At 66.7% G+C, this 17,782-nt stretch carries 15 protein-coding genes and 1 pseudogene; 5 read left to right on the plus strand and 11 right to left on the minus strand.

Annotated elements, in window-relative coordinates; genetic code table 11:
• Window positions 1-16: 16 nt before the first annotated feature.
• From GGQ90_RS10810 to GGQ90_RS10835, 6 genes are all read right to left on the minus strand, one after another.
• Window positions 17-1,333: a metal-dependent hydrolase family protein gene (locus GGQ90_RS10810; protein ID WP_188082171.1), complete on the minus strand. Its 1,317-nt coding sequence runs from the start codon at window positions 1,331-1,333 to the stop codon at window positions 17-19.
• Between the two features lie 67 nt (window positions 1,334-1,400).
• Window positions 1,401-2,819: a UdgX family uracil-DNA binding protein gene (locus GGQ90_RS10815; protein ID WP_188082172.1), complete on the minus strand. Its 1,419-nt coding sequence runs from the start codon at window positions 2,817-2,819 to the stop codon at window positions 1,401-1,403.
• 10 nt (window positions 2,820-2,829) lie between these two features.
• Window positions 2,830-3,300, minus strand: coding sequence for a hemerythrin domain-containing protein (locus GGQ90_RS10820; RefSeq protein ID WP_188082173.1), 471 nt, complete (start codon window positions 3,298-3,300; stop codon window positions 2,830-2,832).
• A gap of 61 nt (window positions 3,301-3,361) precedes the next feature.
• The gene (locus GGQ90_RS10825) at window positions 3,362-3,718 is read right to left on the minus strand and encodes a hypothetical protein (RefSeq protein WP_188082174.1); all 357 of its coding nucleotides are present in this window, start codon (window positions 3,716-3,718) and stop codon (window positions 3,362-3,364) included.
• An 82-nt stretch (window positions 3,719-3,800) separates the two neighbouring features.
• Window positions 3,801-5,042, minus strand: coding sequence for a putative DNA modification/repair radical SAM protein (locus GGQ90_RS10830; protein WP_188082175.1), 1,242 nt, complete (start codon window positions 5,040-5,042; stop codon window positions 3,801-3,803).
• A gap of 44 nt (window positions 5,043-5,086) precedes the next feature.
• Entirely contained in the window at window positions 5,087-6,949 is a 1,863-nt protein-coding gene (locus GGQ90_RS10835; protein ID WP_188082176.1) for a CHASE3 domain-containing protein, read from the minus strand.
• Between the two features lie 119 nt (window positions 6,950-7,068).
• Between GGQ90_RS10835 and GGQ90_RS10840 the strand changes: the two genes are divergently transcribed.
• Window positions 7,069-8,220 carry an FAD-dependent oxidoreductase gene (locus GGQ90_RS10840; protein WP_188082177.1) on the plus strand — a complete coding sequence of 384 codons (1,152 nt, stop codon included), beginning with the start codon at window positions 7,069-7,071 and terminating at the stop codon, window positions 8,218-8,220.
• A gap of 33 nt (window positions 8,221-8,253) precedes the next feature.
• Here the strand turns inward: GGQ90_RS10840 and GGQ90_RS10845 are convergent, their stop codons facing one another.
• Window positions 8,254-9,147, minus strand: coding sequence for an NAD(P)/FAD-dependent oxidoreductase (locus GGQ90_RS10845; protein WP_188082178.1), 894 nt, complete (start codon window positions 9,145-9,147; stop codon window positions 8,254-8,256).
• 119 nt (window positions 9,148-9,266) lie between these two features.
• Between GGQ90_RS10845 and GGQ90_RS10850 the strand changes: the two genes are divergently transcribed.
• Together GGQ90_RS10850 and GGQ90_RS10855 are read left to right on the plus strand one after the other, a co-directional pair.
• Window positions 9,267-9,731: an Rrf2 family transcriptional regulator gene (locus tag GGQ90_RS10850; protein WP_097384593.1), complete on the plus strand. Its 465-nt coding sequence runs from the start codon at window positions 9,267-9,269 to the stop codon at window positions 9,729-9,731.
• A 46-nt stretch (window positions 9,732-9,777) separates the two neighbouring features.
• The gene (locus GGQ90_RS10855; RefSeq protein WP_188082179.1) at window positions 9,778-13,359 is read left to right on the plus strand and encodes a hydantoinase B/oxoprolinase family protein; all 3,582 of its coding nucleotides are present in this window, start codon (window positions 9,778-9,780) and stop codon (window positions 13,357-13,359) included.
• Between the two features lie 48 nt (window positions 13,360-13,407).
• Here GGQ90_RS10855 and GGQ90_RS10860 read toward each other — a convergent pair whose 3' ends face one another.
• Entirely contained in the window at window positions 13,408-14,166 is a 759-nt protein-coding gene (locus GGQ90_RS10860) for a class II aldolase/adducin family protein (RefSeq protein WP_188082180.1), read from the minus strand.
• A gap of 233 nt (window positions 14,167-14,399) precedes the next feature.
• Between GGQ90_RS10860 and rpsU the strand changes: the two genes are divergently transcribed.
• Window positions 14,400-14,606 (plus strand): 30S ribosomal protein S21, encoded by a 207-nt coding sequence (gene rpsU, locus GGQ90_RS10865; RefSeq protein ID WP_004208618.1) that lies wholly within the window; start codon window positions 14,400-14,402, stop codon window positions 14,604-14,606.
• Window positions 14,607-14,689: 83 nt separating this feature from the next.
• On the plus strand, window positions 14,690-15,271 hold the full coding sequence (locus GGQ90_RS10870) for an FKBP-type peptidyl-prolyl cis-trans isomerase (RefSeq protein ID WP_188082181.1): 582 nt from the start codon (window positions 14,690-14,692) through the stop codon (window positions 15,269-15,271).
• A 57-nt stretch (window positions 15,272-15,328) separates the two neighbouring features.
• Here the strand turns inward: GGQ90_RS10870 and GGQ90_RS10875 are convergent, their stop codons facing one another.
• From GGQ90_RS10875 to lepB, 3 genes and pseudogenes are all read right to left on the minus strand, one after another.
• Window positions 15,329-15,655: a hypothetical protein gene (locus GGQ90_RS10875; protein ID WP_188082182.1), complete on the minus strand. Its 327-nt coding sequence runs from the start codon at window positions 15,653-15,655 to the stop codon at window positions 15,329-15,331.
• A 66-nt stretch (window positions 15,656-15,721) separates the two neighbouring features.
• Window positions 15,722-16,803 (minus strand): annotated as a pseudogene (locus GGQ90_RS10880) (AI-2E family transporter).
• 29 nt (window positions 16,804-16,832) lie between these two features.
• Entirely contained in the window at window positions 16,833-17,747 is a 915-nt protein-coding gene (gene lepB, locus GGQ90_RS10885) for a signal peptidase I (protein WP_188082183.1), read from the minus strand.
• Between the last annotated feature and the right edge of the window lie 35 nt (window positions 17,748-17,782).

Consider the following 17,782-nt stretch of genomic DNA (forward strand, 5'->3'; position numbering starts at 1 on the left):
CAGCCCCAGCACGGGATCAGATCATCGGCTTGCCGTCGGCCTTGACCACGGCGCCGCCCTTCATCACGAAGCCGACCTTTTCGAGCTGGCGGACATCGGCCAGCGGATCGCCGTCGACCGCGATCAGGTCGGCATAGCGGCCGGCCTGCAGCGTGCCGACATCGGCGCTGCCCAGCAGATCGGCGGCATTGGCGGTGGCGGCCTTGATCGCTTCCATCGCCGGCATCCCCGCGCGCACCATCAGCGCGAATTCCTGGGCATTTTCGCCATGGTCGGACAGGCCGAACGTGTCGGTGCCGAAGGCGATCTTGACCCCGGCGGCATAGGCATCGCGCAGATTCTTCTGCAGCAGCGGGCCGATCACCAATGCCTTTTCGGCGGTCGAGGGATTGAGCTGTTCGGGATGTTCCCTGGCGCGCTGATAGACGCGCTCGCCCACCAGCATGGTCGGCACCAGATAGGCGCCATATTGCTTGAAGATCTTGTAGCTGCCGGCGTCGGCATAGGAGCCATGCTCGATCGAATCGACACCCAGTGCAATCGTGTGGTCGATCGCCTCCTTACCATGGGCATGGGCGGCGACCTTCATGCCCAGGCTATGGGCGGTGTCGATCACCGCCTTGATCTCCTCGTCGGTCATCAGCTGATGCTTGGGATCGTCGCCGATCGACATGACCCCGCCTGACGGCATGATCTTGATGAGGTCTGCGCCCTCGCGCTTCAGCCGGCGCACGGCGATGCGGGCGGCTTCCGGGCTGTCGATCACATTGTCGCTGATATGGGGAATGTCGGCAAATTCGACGCGCAGGCCGTTGACCGCATCGCCATGGCCGCCGGTGGGGCCGAGCGGCGTGCCCGCCACCCACAGGCGCGGGCCGGGGATGACGGCGCCGTCGATCGATTTCTTGAGCGCGACGATCACCTGGGTATCGGCGCCGCAGTCGCGGACCGAGGTGAAGCCGGCGAGCAGCGTGTTGCGCACGAAGCCGGTCGCCTCGATCGCGTCCTCATAGGCGCTGCGCGTCACGGCGTTGCGGATCGGGTCGCCGGCGTGCCAGCCGGCGGTGATATGGTCATGGGTGTCGATCAGGCCGGGCAGCACGGTCTTGGCCGACAGGTCGATCACCTCCGCGCCGGCGGGCGTGACGAAGCCCGACTGGATCGCGGTGATGCGATCGTCATGAATCAGGATCGACACTTTCTCGCGCGCGGCGGCGCCGGTGCCGTCGATCATCCGTCCGGCATGGACCACGACATCCTTGGCCATCGCGGCCGGCGCCGACATCGCGACCATGCTGCATGCGGCCAGCGCCGCTGCCTTCCCCCAGATCATGTAACCCCCTGTTTAATTTGATGGCGGCAGCGTCGCGCGCACCGAGCCGGCCGTCAACGGATTTATATCAGGTGCGAGCGTGGAGCCGTTCGCCGACCATCCGCAGATCGGCGACGAAGCGGGCCTGTTCTTCCGCCTGACGATCGGGGTCGGGCAGGCGCAGCAGGTAGCTGGGATGGACGGTGATCCAGGCTTCGGCGCCGTCGTCGAGCGGGATGGGACGACCGCGCATCTGGCTGATCGTTACCGGCTTGCCCAGCAGGGCGCGGGCGGCGGTGGCGCCCAGGGCGACGATGATGCGCGGGCGGATCAGGTCCAGTTCCTGCTCCAGCCACCAGCGGCAGGCCTTGATCTCCGGCACGTCCGGCGTCTGGTGCAGGCGGCGCTTGCCGCGCTGTTCATATTTGAAATGCTTGACGGCGTTGGTGACATAGGCGCGCGCCCGATCCACGCCGGCCTCGGCCAGCGCGGCGTCGAACAAGTGGCCGGCGGGGCCGACAAAGGGGCGACCAGCCAGATCCTCCTGATCGCCCGGCTGTTCGCCGATGAAGAGCAAAGATGCGTCGAGCGGACCTTCGCCAAACACGGTGTGCGTGGCTGGCCCGTGCAAGGGGCAGCGGGTGCAGGCCATCGCCTCGTCACGCAGCGCCTGCCAGGCGGCGCGGCTATTGCCGGTGCGGGGGCCGGTGCGGGCCGCGGGGCGGGGAGCGGTGGCGATCATCGCCGCCTCGCGCGCCTGGGCGCCGGCGACCAGATCGGGGATGAGGGCGGCTTCGGGCAGATTGCGCCAATATTTGCGCGGCATTTCCGACAGCATCGCCCCGGTCTTCAGTCGGGCCGGGTTGAAGATGGCGGCATAATAGCCCTTCCACACATCTTCGACGGGATCCTCTGCCGGGGCGTCGCCGCGCTGCGCCCCGGGGCCTTCGGTCAGCACTTCGCCATCCCAATGGATACTGATTTCCGGTGTCAGGATCGACCAGCGCATCGACGCGAAGCGGCGGGTGAAGAAGCCGGCATTGGCGCGGACGATATGATGGTCCGGCTCGAACCAGGCGATGAAGCGGGGGCCGTCGCCTTCATCCAGTTCTCGGAAGCGGACGAAGGCGCGCATCTTGTGGATATCGCGCCGCACCGCCTTGGCCAGATCCTCGACCCGGCGCAGCAGCGGGTCAGCGCGGTCGTCCATCCGGCCCGGCCGAGCACGCACCGCCAGCAACAGGCTGTAGAGCAGCGCGAAGCGGGCGGGATCGCGATGCAGGATCGCGCTGCGCGCCAGTTCGACGAAGGCGCGCGGCACGGGAAAGGCTGCGTTCGCCGGGGTGGCGGGCAGGGGCGTCGCATCGCTGCCGAACAGGTCGGGCGCAGCGCTGCCCGCAACATCCCACAGGATGGCGTCGGCGGGAACGGTGGCGAGAGCCAGCGCGCGGGCGGCGTCGCGCCAGCCCTCAAAATCGTCCGGCCCCGCCAGCGTCACCCGATACATGGTGGTCCGGTCAGTCCTCCGCCTCGGCGCGGGCCAGTTCGGCGGGCTTGCGCTTGGCGAAGAGCTTCGCCAGTTCCTCCTCCTTGGCCTTGCTCAGTTCCTTGGTCGCGGCCGGGAACATCTCCTCCTCTTCCTCGTCGATATGGTGGAGATAGCGTTTCTTGAGCTGGTCGAAGGTGCGGCGCCAGGCGTCGCCGTTGAATTTGAGGCCGTCCAGCTCCTCCAGATAATCGTCGATTTCCTTATGCTCGGACACGCTGTGCTGGGCGTCCTCGCGCAGGTCCGGCTGGGCGAGCATGGTGGCGTAGAGGGTTTCCTCCTCGGCGGCGGCATGGGCGGTCACCTCGACCTTGAACTGGTCGAACAGCTTTTCCAGTCGTTCGTCATCCTTTTCGCGCATGGCTTCCGCCATCTTGGCGAACAGCTGGCGATGGGCGTCATGATCCTGTTTCAGGCGATCGAAGATATTGGCGTCGGCCACGGGCAATCCTCCTTCAAGCGATGAAGGAGGAAACGAGAATTGGGCGGAAAGGGTCCGGCGCCTAGCCGAACAGCGCGTGGAAGATGATCGCGACCGGAATCCAGAGCAGCGCGCCCAACAGGCTGGTGGCCCAGAGCTGAAGCAGGTCGCGCCGGAAGCGCAGGCGCAGCCCGGCATGGGACAGGCCACTATGGTCGAGCATCTGCCAGCGATGTTCGAGCGCGCGCGCGGCGATGGCGAAACCGCCGATCGCGATGATGACGCCGAGGTGCAGGACCAGCGAGCCGCCCATCTTCGCGACGATGAAGATCTGAAGCAGGCAGAAGACGACAAGGGCGGCCGCAAGGTGGGTGCTGATCCGCTTGGCAAAGCCGGTGCCGTTGCGCCCGGTGGCCTGAATGTCGAAAAGTGTCGCCAAAGTCCCGATCCCCTTGCTGATCGTGTTACAAGAGTTTCATGAACTGTGCTTGCGATCAACCGCAAAATTGCCTCGCTTCCCCTTAAAAAAGTTCCATCTGCGTGGCCGGACGCCGCAACTGCGCGGACAGATCGACTCGGTCGGCCAACTGGACCGGGCGCCAGTCGGCGGTGATGAGGAAGGGGCGCAGCTTGACGATCGATGTGGTCAGGCGACCGACATCCTCCAGTCGCAGCCGGCGATGGCTGCGGCTGGCAAGGATGCGGTCGACCGCCTTTACCCCCAGGCCGGGCACGCGCAGCAGCAGTTCGCGTGGTGCGCGGTTGACGTCGACCGGGAAGCTGGCGCGATGCTGCAACGCCCAGGCGAGCTTGGGATCGATGTCGAGCGGCAGGCAGCCGCTGTCCCTGTCGGTCGCGGCGGCGATCTCCGTGGCGGAATAGCCGTAGAAGCGCATCATCCAGTCCGACTGGTAGAGCCGATGTTCGCGCATCAGCGGCGGACGCTGGAGCGGCAGCACACTGCTGGGCGAGGGGATGGGGGAGAAGGCGCTGTAATAGACGCGGCGCAGCCGGTGCCGGTCATAGAGGCTGCTGGCCCGCTGGATGATGGCGCGATCGTCGGCGGCATCGGCACCGACGATCATCTGGGTCGACTGGCCGGCCGGGGCAAAGCGCGGGGCATGGCGATATTTGCGGCGGGCGTCGCCCATATCGTCCATCTGGTTGCGCATCTGCGCCATCGCGTCCTCGATCCGGCCGCCGTCCTTTTCGGGGGCCAGGCGCTTGAGGCCCGGTTCGGTCGGCAGTTCGACGTTGATCGACAGCCGGTCGGCGTGCAGCCCTGCCTGACGCAGCAGTTCCGGATCGGCGTCGGGAATGGTCTTCAAATGGATATAGCCGCGAAACTCATGATCCTCGCGCAGGCTGCGGGCGACCTCGACCATCTGCTCCATCGTATAGTCGGACGAGCGGATGATGCCGGAGGAGAGGAACAGCCCCTCGATATAGTTGCGGCGATAGAAGCTGAGCGTGAGATCGACCACCTCGCGCGCGGTGAAGCGGGCGCGGCGGACATCGCTCGACCGGCGGTTGATGCAATAATGGCAGTCGAAGATGCAGCTGTTGGTCAGCAGGATTTTCAGCAGTGAGATGCAGCGGCCGTCGGGCGCATAGGCATGGCAAATGCCCATGCCTTCGGTCGAGCCTATCCCCTTGCCGTCGCGCGAATCCCGCTTGGTCGTGCCGGACGAGGCGCAGGACGCATCATATTTGGCGGCATCGGCAAGGATTTCGAGCTTTTCACGGGTGGACAGGGCGGACATATGTTCATGTTACGTTCCTGAATCCGGCTTGTCCATAATCCAGATCAGGCTGGTTCCTCGTCCAGCACCTGGCGCACCTTGCCGGCGAGCTGGTCCATGGTGAAGGGCTTGGCCAGGAAGGCGACGCCGGGATCGAGCATGCCGTTATGGACGATGGCGTTGCGGGTATAGCCGGTGGTGTAGAGGACGCGCAGCTCTGGTCGGTCGGCACGGGCGCGGTCGGCCAGGATGCGGCCGTTGATGCCGGGCATGACGATGTCGGTGAACAGCAGGTCGACCCGCGGTTCGATCGCCAGCATCGCCAGCGCCTGCTCGCCGTCGGCCGCCTGAACGATGGTGTAGCCAAGTTCGCGTAGCGAATCGACGGACATGTGGCGCACCCGATCCTCATCCTCGACCACCAGGATGATCTCATCCCCCTGAGCGCGGGGCAGGTCTGGCGCGATGGCAGGCGCAACGGGATCGGTGGCTATCGTGCCATAATGGCGCGGCAGGTAGATCTTGATCGTGCTGCCCTGACCGGGTTCGGAATAGATTTTCACATGGCCGTGCGACTGGCGGACGAAGCCGAACACCTGGCTGAGGCCCAGACCCGTGCCCTTGCCCACGCCCTTGGTGGTGAAGAAGGGATCGAAGGCGCGCTCGACCACGTCGGGCGTCATGCCGGTGCCGCTGTCGGTGACCGATACCAGCACATATTGGCCGGGAACGACCTCCGCATGGGCGGCGGCATAGGCATCGTCCAGATAGGCATTGCCGGTCTCGACAGTCAGTCGGCCGCCACCGGGCATGGCGTCGCGGCCGTTGACGCACAGGTTCAGGATCGCCGCTTCCAGCTGGCCGGGGTCGATGCTGGCCCGCCACAGGCCGCCGGCCAGCACGGTTTCCACCCGCACCCGCTCGCCGATCGTCCGGCGCAGCATGTCCGACATGCCGCCCACCAGCTTGTTGAGGTCGGTCGGCTGCGGCGCCAGTGGTTGCTGGCGGGAAAAGGCGAGCAGCCGCGCGGTCAGTTGCGCGGCGCGCTGTGCGCCCTCGGTCGCATTGTCGAGGCCGCTGCTGATGCGTCGGTCGGTATCGGCGGGCAGGCGGCGGCGCGCCATGTCGAGCGAGCCGATGACGACCGCAAGCATATTGTTGAAGTCATGGGCGATGCCGCCGGTGAGCTGGCCGATCGATTCCATCTTCTGCAACTGACGGACCTGGGCCTCCATCGCCGTGCGCTGTTCCGCTTCGCTGACCAGCCGGGCATTGGCGTCGGTGAGCGCTCGTTCGCTGACGATCGCCTCGATCATGCGGCGACGCGCATTGCGCAGCGCCAGCAGGCCCAGGATGATGACCAAAGCCGCGCTGATGGCCAGGCTGGTGGTGACCCAGAAGCTCAGCCGGTTGGCCTCGATACTGCGCAGGCGCAGCAGGTCGGTCTCGCGCGCCTTCATGGCGGTGATATGGGCATGGATGCCGGCCATCGACATCAGCCCCGGCGCGAAGGCGTTGGGATCGACCGGGCCGTTACGCCGCCGCAGTTCGATCCCGCCTTCCAGCAGGGTCAGGCGCTGCGCCAGCATCTGGCCCAGTCGGTCTGTCGCCTGCGCCTGGTCCGGATTGTCGCGGACATCGGCGCGCAATTGCGCGACCTCTCGCCGCCAGTCCGCCTTGAACGCGTCGAACGGCCCCAGGAAGGGATCCTGCCGGGTCAGCATATAGCCGCGCTGGGCGCTTTCGGCGGCCTGGACTCGCGACAGGATGACCGACAGGCGGTTTTCGACGCGCAGCGTATGATTGACCCAGCCGATTTCGGCCTGTTGGCTGCGGTAGAGCCAGATGGTGCCGCTCACCGCAACGACGACGGTGGCAAGAGCGAGCAGCAGAACGACGAGGGATCGTTCGGGACGGAGCGCGTTCATCTGGCCTTAATGGGCAATTAACAACGGTGGGGCAACCCGCTTGTGTCCGTTCCGCGACGGACCGTTACGGTTATGTTCGGGCGCTTCGTTGAACCGGTCGGCAAAGAGGGGACAGGATCATGGACAGACGCGATTTTCTGGCGCGGGGCCTGGGCGGGCTGGGCGCCCTGTCGCTGGCGGCGGGGGCCGATGCGGCCACGTTGTTCGATCCGCTGGCCGGGCTGGAGCCGATCCGTGCGACGCCCGACCGCATCTTCCGCATCACCGTCTGCCTGCGGCCCTTCCGTGCCGCCGGGCCGCGCATTGCGGTTGAAGAGGTCGGGCGCAAGCGGGTCGTCCATCATTATGGCCATGGCGGCAGCGGCTGGTCCTTGTCCTGGGGATCGGCCGAGGTCGCGGTCGGCATGGCGCTGGCCGAGGGGATGACGGATATTGCCGTGATCGGCGCCGGCGCGATCGGCCTTACCACCGCGCTCACGGCGCAGCGCGCCGGGGCGAAGGTGACGATCTATGCCAGGGAGCAATTTCCCGACGTGCGATCGGCGCGGGCGACCGGCACCTGGTCGCCCGATTCACGGATCGCGATGGAAGGCGGTGTCGATGCCGGCTTTAGCGATCGCTGGGAGGCGATGGCGCGGCGGTCCTTCGCTTTCTATCAGGGGCTGCTCGGCCTGCCGGGCGATCCGGTGGAATGGACCGACCGTTACATGCTGTCGGATGGTCCGGCCGTTGCGCCTACTGTCGAGATGGTGACGCCGGAGCGGCCCGATCGCTTCATTCGGCTGGAGGAGCGGCTGCATGACATCATGCCGCGATCGGTCGAGCTGGCGCCGGGCACGCATCCCTTCAGCACGCAGCGGGCACGGCGCAGCAGTTCGCTGACCTTCAATGTCGCCGACCTCGCCCATCAACTGACCACCGATTTCCTGATCGGCGGCGGCCGCATCGTGCCGATGGAGTTGCACGCGCCAAATGATGTGGCGCGGCTGAAGCAGAAGACGGTTATCAACTGCACCGGCTATGGCGCGCGGGCATTGTGGCGGGACGAGAGCATCGTGCCGGTGCGCGGCCAGGTCGCCTGGCTGATCCCGCAGGCGGGCGCCACCTATGGCGTCTATCATGACAAGCTGGCGATGCTGGCGCGGCGCGACGGCATCGTGGTGCAGGAGGTCGGGGAGGACGACTGGTTCGGTTATGGCGACGCCAACGAGACGCCCGATCGCGAAGCTGCCGAGGCATCGGTGCGCAAGCTGGCCGGTTTCTGGAAATAGCGCGCCGCCGTCCAGGCCCCCCATCCCCGCCCGTCAGGCGAAGACCAGCGACTGGTGCGCGCCGACCCCGGCCTTGACGCCCGATGCAGATGCGAAGGTCGCATTGTGCATGGGGGAGGTGGCGTCGCCGGCGGCATAGACGCCGGGCACCGAGGTCAGGCCCCAATTGTCGATGCTGATGAAGGGACCGGTCGGGCCATCCTCCAGCGCGCAGCCGAGCTGGACCGCGACATCGCTGCTGAGCCGCGTTCTCGGGGCGGTGAAGAGGGCCGACACTTCGATCGTCCGGCCGTCGGCCAGTTGCACGGCGCTCAGCGCAGGCGCGTCGCCGATCAGCGCGACGACGGGCACTCGCTCGATCGCGACGCCGCGCGCCTCCAGCCGGGCGCGTTCGGCATCGTCCGGCTCATATTGGCCCTGGGTGAAATAGGTGGATGGCCCCCAGTCGGGGATCAGCGCAGCCTGATGCGCGGACATCGGGTGGTTGGCGATGATGCCCAGCGGATGGTCGCGCACTTCATAGCCATGGCAATAGGGACAGTGCAGCACCGTCTCGCCCCAGCGTTCCGCCATGCCGGGGATCGGCGGCAGCTCGTCGCTCACGCCGGTCGCCAATATCAGCCGCCGGGCCAGCCGGGTTTCGCCGCTGACGAGGGTCAGGGCGAAGCCGTCGCTGGCGTGGGTGGCATGGCGCACTTCGCCAGCCAGCATCCGGGCGGTGGGATAGGCGAGCAACTGCCGTTCGGCATCGCGGATGATGGCGCGGGGCGTGCGGCCATCCTGGCCCAGGAAACCATGGGCGGCGTCGGCAAAGCGGTTCCGTGGCAGGCCGGCATCGATCAGCAGCACATCCTGCCGCGCGCGGGCGAGCTGCATCGCCGCCGACTGGCCGGCAAAGCTGCCGCCGATCACGATCACGTCATGCATGGGTCTTCCTTTCAATGGCTGCGTCGAATCACGATACTTGATAAGTTACATAATCCGGCCAACCTGATTTGCAACAATTGATGTTGCGTGATAGGCGGGCGGAAAAGGAGACGCCTGCGATGCAGCTGGATGCGCGCCTGTCGAGAATGCTGCACATCCTGATCCACATGGATCGGCTGGACGGTCCGATGACGTCGGAGCTGGCGGCGCAGATGCTGCGCACCAATCCGGTGGTGGTGCGACGGACGATGGCGGGCCTGCGCGACGCGGGCTATGTCCGCTCGGAAAAGGGGCATGGCGGCGGCTGGACCCTGGCCCGTCCGCTCGACGCGATCCGTATCCTCGACATTTATCGCGCGGTGGGCGAGCCGCGCATCTTTTCGATCGGGCCGGCCGACCCCGATCCGCAATGCCTGGTCGAACAGGCGGTCAACGCCTCCATGGCGGCCGCGATGCAGGAAGCGGAGGCGATGCTGATCGCCCGGCTGGGACAGGTGACGCTAGCGCAGATCGCGGCGGATTTCGACCAGCGTTATGCCGCGCTGCTGGCGACCGGTGCGATCGAGCCGCTGACCGGCCATTGAGCCAAGCGGCTTGCCAACCGGCTGTGGCGCGGCCATCAGGCGGGGCATGCAATGGCAATTCTGGATCGACCGCGGCGGCACCTTTACCGACGTGGTGGCACGCGACCCGCAAGGGGTTCTTCACACCGCCAAGCTGCTGTCGAGCGACCCCGAGCGCTATGCCGACGCGGCGGTCGAGGCGATCCGGCGGCTGACCGGCGCGGGCGACGGGGCGATCCCGCCCTGCACGCTGCGGATCGGCACGACCATCGCCACCAATGCGCTGCTGGAGCGCAAGGGCGAGCCGGTGCTGCTGGCGATCACCAAGGGATTCCGCGACGCCATCCGCATCGGTTATCAGGACCGGCCGGACCTGTTCGCGCGGCGGATCGACCTGCCGCCGCCGCTCCATGCCGATGTCGTGGAGATGGACGAACGGGTGATGCAGGACGGCAGCGTGCTCACCCCACTGGACGAGGCGGCGGCGCAGGCCGCGTTGCAGCGCGGCTATGATGCCGGGCTGCGCGCGGTCGCGATCGTGCTGATGCACGGCTATCGCTATCCTGCCCATGAGCAGGCGCTGGCGCGGATCGCCCGGCAGATCGGCTTCACCCAGATATCGGTCAGCCATGAGGTCGCGCCGCTCATCAAGCTGGTCGGGCGGGGCGATACGGTGCTGGCCGACGCCTATCTCTCGCCGGTGCTGCGCGCCTATGTCGACGGGCTGGGCGCGGCGCTGGGCGAGGGCGCCGACATGCTGTTCATGCAGTCCAATGGCGGGCTGACGCGGGGCGACCTGTTCCGCGGCAAGGATGCGGTATTGTCCGGCCCGGCCGGCGGTATCGTCGGCCTTGCCCGCACCGCCCAGCAGGCGGGCTTTGGCGCGGTGATCGGTTTCGACATGGGCGGCACGTCGACCGACGTGTCCCATTATGCCGGCAGTTATGAACGCGACAATGAGGCGCGGGTGGCGGGCGTGCGGCTGCGCGCGCCGATGATGCGCATCCACACCATCGCGGCGGGCGGCGGCTCCATCTGCTCGGTGGTCGACGGGCGTTTTCGCGTCGGGCCGGAATCGGCCGGCGCGGTGCCGGGGCCGGCCTGCTATCGGCGCGGCGGACCGCTGACCATCACCGACTGCAACGTCATGCTGGGCAAGGTGCAGCCCGATTTCTTCCCCAGCCTGTTCGGCCCCAGCGGCGACCAGCCGCTCGACCGGGACGCGGTCGAGGCGCGCTTTGCCGACATCTGTGCGCAGGTGGAGGCGCAGACCGGCCGGGTGATGAGCGCGCAGGAGGCGGCGCAGGGCTTCATCGCCGTCGCCGTCGCCAGCATGGCCAATGCGATCAAGCGCATCTCGGTCGCGCGCGGCCATGATGTGGCGCGCTATACGCTGGCGAGCTTTGGCGGGGCGGGCGGGCAGCATGCCTGCCTGGTCGCCGACGCGCTGGGCATGGACCGGGTGATGATCCATCCGCTGGGCGGCGTCCTGTCCGCCTATGGCATGGGCCTGGCCGACCGGCGCGCAGTGCGCGAACGGACGCTGGCGCTGCCGCTGGATGATGCGGGCGCCGACGCGCTGACAGCGGCGATCGCAGACCTGGCGGAGTTGGCGCGCGCCGACCTGCCCGAGGCGGAGCGGAGCGAGACGGTGCTGCGGCTGCGCTATGATGGCACCGACAGCCTGTTCGACGTGATGCTGGGTGATCGGGCGGCGATGCTGGCCGATTTCGAGGCGCAATATCAGGCCCGCTTTGGCTATGGCGGCACCGGCAAAGTGCTGGTCGACATGGTGCGCGTTGAGGCGATCGCGCCGACCGCCGAGGATATGGGCAAGGTGGCGACCATCGCGACCCAGGCGGCCGCGCCGCTGGCGCAGGTGACGCTGGCGGGGGTGCAGGCGCCGGTGTTCGACCGGGCGGGACTGACGCTGGACAGCGTCGTCGATGGCCCGGCGCTGATCAGCGACCCGGTGTCGACCACGGTGGTCGAGCCGGGCTGGCGCGCGCGGCTCGATGTGATCGGCAATCTGCTCCTGACCCGTCATGCGCCGCGCCCGGCGCCGGCGACCGATGACGGCACCGCCGTCGATCCGGTCCGGCTGGAGGTGATGGGCGGCCTGTTCATGGCGATCGCCGAGGAAATGGGCGCCGCGCTCCAGCACAGCGCCTCCTCGGTCAATATTCGCGAGCGGCTGGATTTCTCCTGCGCCCTGTTCGACGCGGCCGGCAATCTGGTCGCCAATGCGCCGCACATGCCGGTCCATCTGGGCAGCATGGGGGAAAGCATCCGCGCGGTCATGCGCCGGCGCGGGATCGGTGCCGATGGCCGGGCGATCGACGGGCGCGGCATGCTGCCGGGCGACGTCTACGCGCTCAACGCGCCCTATGATGGCGGCACGCACCTGCCCGACGTGACGGTGGTGATGCCGGTGTTCGTGGATGAGACGGCGCGCGCGCCCGCCTTCTATGTCGCGGCGCGCGGCCATCATGCCGATATTGGCGGCATCTCGCCCGGCTCCATGCCGCCCGACAGCCGCAGCATCGAGGAAGAGGGCATCGTCCTCGACAATGTGATGGTTGTGGATCAGGGCCGCTTCCTGGAGGGCGATCTGCGGGCGTTGCTGGGGTCGGGCCGCTGGCCCTCGCGCAATATCGACCAGAATATCGCTGACCTGTCCGCCCAGATCGCCGCCTGCGCCAAGGGCGCGGCCGAGCTGCAGCGGATCAGCGGCGATTATGGCGCCGATGTCGTGGCCGCCTATATGGGCCATGTGCAGGATCAGGCCGAGGCGGCGGTGCGCCGGCTGATCGATCGCCTGTCCGACGGGCACTATCGCTATGCGATGGACAATGGGGCGGAGGTGGTCGTCCGCGTGACGATCGACCGGGCGGCGCGGGGGGCGACGGTGGATTTCACCGGTACGTCGGACCAGTTGCCGGGCAATTTCAACGCGCCCTTGTCGGTCGCGCGCGCGGCCCTGCTCTATGTCGTGCGGACGCTGGTGGACGAGGCGGTGCCGATGAATGACGGTTGCCTCAAGCCCATGACTTTGGTGGTGCCGGAGGGATCGCTGCTGCGACCGCGCTATCCCGCGGCGGTGGTCGCCGGCAATGTCGAGACCAGTCAGGTCGTCACCGACGCGCTGTTCGGCGCGCTGGGCGTGATGGCGGGCGCGCAGGGGACGATGAACAATTTCACCTTCGGCAATGCGCGCCACCAATATTATGAAACCATCTCGGGCGGATCGGGCGCCGGGCCGGATTTCGACGGCGCCGATGTAGTGCAGACCCACATGACGAACAGCCGCCTGACCGACCCCGAAATATTGGAAAGCCGATTCCCGGTGCTGCTGGAGGAATTTTCAATTCGGCCCGGATCGGGCGGCGCGGGCGCCCATCAGGGCGGCAATGGCGGGCTGCGCCGCATCCGCTTCCTGGAGGATATGACCGCCGGCATCCTGGCCAACCGGCGCAGCGTGCCGCCCTTTGGCCTTGACGGTGGCGCGCCCGGCGGGCTGGGGCGCAACTGGGTCGAGCGTGGCGACGGCCGGATCGAGATGCTGGGCGCGACCGGATCGGCGCAGATGGCACCGGGCGACGTCTTCGTGATCGAGACGCCGGGCGGCGGCGGATTCGGCAAGGGCTGATCCACCTCCGCCCGCAGCCAGCGAACGGAGGCGGGGAGGCGGAGTGCGCTAGTCCCGCCAGCTCTTGTCGGTGCGGTCGATCAGGCGGACCATCGCCTGGAAATCGGGCACGCCGACGCCGACCGGCAATTGCACGCCGGCGAGATCCCGCTGATGCACGGCGATGACATCGGCCGGGATATCCACCGGCGTGCCGGCGGCGCAGGCCGCGACCTGAATCTCGCAGGCGCGCTGGAGCATCCATTGCATCAGGAAGGCTTCGGGCAGGCTCTTGGCCATCACCAGCGTGCCATGGTTGCGCAGCATCATGATTCGCCGCTCGCCCAGATTGGCGATCAGCCTTTCCCCTTCCTCCGGCCGGATCGTGACGCCTTCAAAGTCATGATAGGCGATCCGCCCGGCAAAGGCGGCGGCGTAGAAATTGATCGGCCGCAACCCTTCGCGCGTGGCGCTGACTGCCATGCCCGCCGTGCTATGGGTGTGGATGATGCAATGGGCGTCGGGCAGGTGGCGGTGGAAGACGCTATGCTGGGTGAAGCCGGCGCGATTGACCGGATAGGGGCTGCCGTCCAGCACATGGCCGTCAATGTCGATCTTGACCAGGTTGGATGCGGTGACCTCGCTGTAGAGCAGGCCGAACGGGTTGATGAGGAAGGCGTTCTCCTCATCGGGCACGCGCAGGGTGATATGGTTGTAGATGAGTTCCGACCAGCCGAGATGGTCGAAGATGCGGTAGCAGGCGGCGAGCTGCTGGCGCGCCTCCCATTCGGCGGGCGACATGTCGGGCTGTCTGGCGGCACTTGCCATGGCCATCCTCCTTTATATTATGGGCGCCACTATCCTCCGCTCGACGCAATCTGTCGAGGGAAAGGGCGTGAAAGCCCTGCAGGGGTTGAATTTGCCCGACTCTGCTGATAGGGCGCGCCCCACATGCCTCAGGGTGACCTGTGGCGACTCACGGATTTTTATATTCGGTCGGCCCGTCGGGAGGGTTTCATTCCTGGCGATCCGCCCGTTTTCGATTGGAGATTGACGGACTTATGCAGATCATCGTTCGCGACAACAATGTCGACCAGGCCCTCCGCGCGCTCAAGAAGAAGCTGCAGCGTGAAGGCGTGTATCGCGAAATGAAGCTGCGTCGTCACTACGAGAAGCCTTCGGAAAAGCGTGCGCGCGAAAAGGCGGCTGCTGTCCGCCGCGCCCGCAAGCTGGAGCGCAAGCGCGCCGAGCGCGACGGCGTCCGTTAAGGATTGCCGATATCAGGACGGCCGGTTCGTGGTCGTCCTGACTCTTTGCTGATTTCCCGTTCTTCATTGCGAGGCGTTCGCCCATGTCCACGACGGCTGTCCCCCTTCGTCCTATCGCCAAGGGGTCGCTGACGCGACTCTGGATCGGCGTCGCCGCGATCGCGCTGGCGGCCGGTGGTTTGGCCTGGGCAGGGCAGCAGGGCGTGGAAGCATCGCCAGCAGCCTTCCTGACGCAGAACACCCATGCCGCTGGCGTGGTGACGACCGAGTCGGGCCTTCAGTACAAGGTGCTGGAGGAAGGCAGCGGGCCAAGCCCGACGACCACCGACGTCGCGCTGGTGGGCTATAAGGGCACGCTGCTCGACGGCACCGTGTTCGACGAGAATCCGCAGACGCCGATGCCCGTCGACGGCGTCGTGCCCGGCTTCTCGGAAGGCCTGCAGAAGATGAAGAAGGGCGGCAAGTACCGCCTGTGGATCCCGCCGCAGCTTGGCTATGGCGAGCAGGCGGCCGGTCCGATCCCGGCCAATTCGGTGCTGGTGTTCGATGTCCAGCTGCACGACTTCAAGTCGCGGGCGGAAATCATGCAGATGCAGCAGCAGATGCAGCAGATGCAGGGTGGCCTGCCCCAGGGGGCTGTCCCGCAAGGTATCCCAGGTAACTGATCCGATCGATCCGCGAGTAGAAAAGGGCCTGGTTTCCAGGCCCTTTTTCTTTGGTGATCAGAGGCTGGCCTGGTCGCCGGGCGCTGATGGCGGGAAAGCCAATCCTTCGGCATTGCCGACCTTCTCCTCTCCGGTGAACAGGCGGTCGAGGCGTGCCTTCACGTCGCGCCGATATTCGACGCAGGACACCGAACGGGGGGCGCCGATGTCGATATCGTCGGCGATCGCCGACTTGATCCGTTCCAGCGCGTCATTGTCGAGGATGCCGGCCCGATGCAGTTCCCGGCAGAGCTGCACCATTCCGGCGGCGGTTGCCTGAGCCCGCATGCCGACATTGGTCAGTTCGAAATGCAGCTTCTTCTGCTGCTCCATAGCCACGGTCATGCCATTCTCTCCTTTCGCTTTAGGATAGAAGCGCAGGAGCGATCGTTACGTTCCGGGAAGCATTCGTCAATCGCCGTTTTTATCGTCGCTTTTCAGGATGGTCGTTCCAGCCAGCGCCTTGGAGCGTTCCTCCAGATAGACCTTGATCATGGCAACGATCGGATCGGCCAGGAACAGGCCCATGATGCCGAACAGCGCGCCGAGCAGGATCTGCGCCGCCAGCACCAGTGCGGGTGCCAGATCGGTCGCGCGCTTGGCCACCATCGGCACGATCAGATAGCCGTCGATGATCTGCACCGCCATGTAGACGCCAAAGGCATAGAGGCCGGTATGGGTGCCGCCGGAAAAGCCGACGAGGACGATCAGCACGCCCGAGATGATCGCGCCGATATTGGGCAGGAAGGCGAGCAGGCCGGTGAGGATGCCGAGCAGGCCGGCCATCGGCACGCCGCCGGCCCACAGCAGCAGCCATACGCCCACGCCCTCCACCGCCATGCCGATCAGCCGGCCGAACATCAGCCGGCGCAGGGTGAAGGCCATCTTGTCGGCGACGGTGTAGAAATGGGCGCGCTTGTTCATCGGCAGCATCCAGGCGACGCCGCGTTCATAGAGCTTGGGTTCGACCGCGATGAAGATCGCCAGCACCAGCATCATGACGCCGCTGGTGATCGCGCCGACGGCGGTGCCGACGGCGGCGGTGACCCGGCCCATGGAACTCATCGCCTGCTGGGCCAGGCTCTTGAGGTCTTCGGGCGTGGTGGTGATGCCCAGTTGCTGCATCCAGCCGCCGACCCGCTCCACCTGCGCCTCGACGATGGTGCGCATCGCCTGCGCCTGGGCGGCCAGGCTGGAGCCGGTGAGGTAGAAGGTATAGGCGAGGAAGGCGACGACGGCGAGCAGGACGATCGTCAGGCGCCAGCCCCGGCCGATCGGCAGCACGCGGCCCAAGAGGCGGGTGCCGCCATCCATCATGGTGGTGAAGACCAGCGCGCCCAGGATCAGCATGATCGGCTGGGCCAGCAGCACGATCAGGGCGATGCCGATCGCCATCGCGAACCAGACGCCCGCTTGATCTCATGCTGGACCAGCGGGCTGCGCAATTCGCTGGGGCCGGGTTGCTCGATATGCTGCTGCTGCGCGTCGCTCAAACCCGGAACCCCCAATTAATCGCTGTGAACTATTTCGCCTCGGTAACGCTCTGGGGGCGCAGGCTGTTCCCGGCGCGGCCGCCACGGAAGGCATGGAACCAGCTGATCGGATTCCAGCTCGAATCGCCGTCCAGGCTGAAGGTGATGAATTCGGCGCGGCCGCCGATCGCTTCCCACGGCACCGGCCCGCCCAGGCCGTTTTCCTCCAGCGGGGCGCGGCTGTCGGCGCTGTTGTCGCGATTGTCGCCCATCAGGAAGACATGGTCGGCGGGCACGCGGACCGGACCATACCAGTCGAGCGCGCTCGGCCCCATGTCGATCGTCACATAGGTCTTGCCGTTGGGCAGGACTTCCTGTCGCACCGGCAGTTCGCACCAGCTCTTGCCCGCCTTGTCAGTCACCAGCGCGCCGGGGAACTGCATCGGCGGGCAGGGGGCGTTGCCGTCGACCGCTATGCGCAGGGGCTTGAGCACCTTCTGTGGCACCGGCACGCCGTTCAGGATCACCTGGCCGCCGCGCACTTCGATAATGTCGCCGGGCAGGCCGATGACGCGCTTGATATAATCCTCGCGCCGGTTCTGGGGGCTGACGATGACGATGTCGCCACGCTCGGGCAGATGGCCCAATATGCGCCCCTTCAGGAAGGGTAGGGGATGGAAGCTGGGGCTGACATAGGACCAGCCATAGGGAAATTTGCTGACCACCAGCCGGTCGCCCTTCAGCAGCACCGGCATCATCGATTCCGACGGGATGTAGAAGGGCTTGGCGACGAAGCTGTGGAAGGCCAGCACGGCGAGGATGAGCAGCACGATGCTCTTCACCTCATGCCACCAATTCACTCCGCTGCTGCCGGCCCCGCTGTTGCCTGCCTCCTTGTCGTCGGCTGCCGTTTCGGGCGCGGCGGGGGGCAGGGGGTCGGTTTGTGTCATGTCGACTGCCGTCATGGAAGGGCTATGCTCGGATGGGGAGGGCGGCCCGC

This window comes from Sphingobium scionense (genome assembly GCF_014197035.1).
Classification (GTDB): Bacteria; Pseudomonadota; Alphaproteobacteria; order Sphingomonadales; family Sphingomonadaceae; genus Sphingobium; species Sphingobium scionense.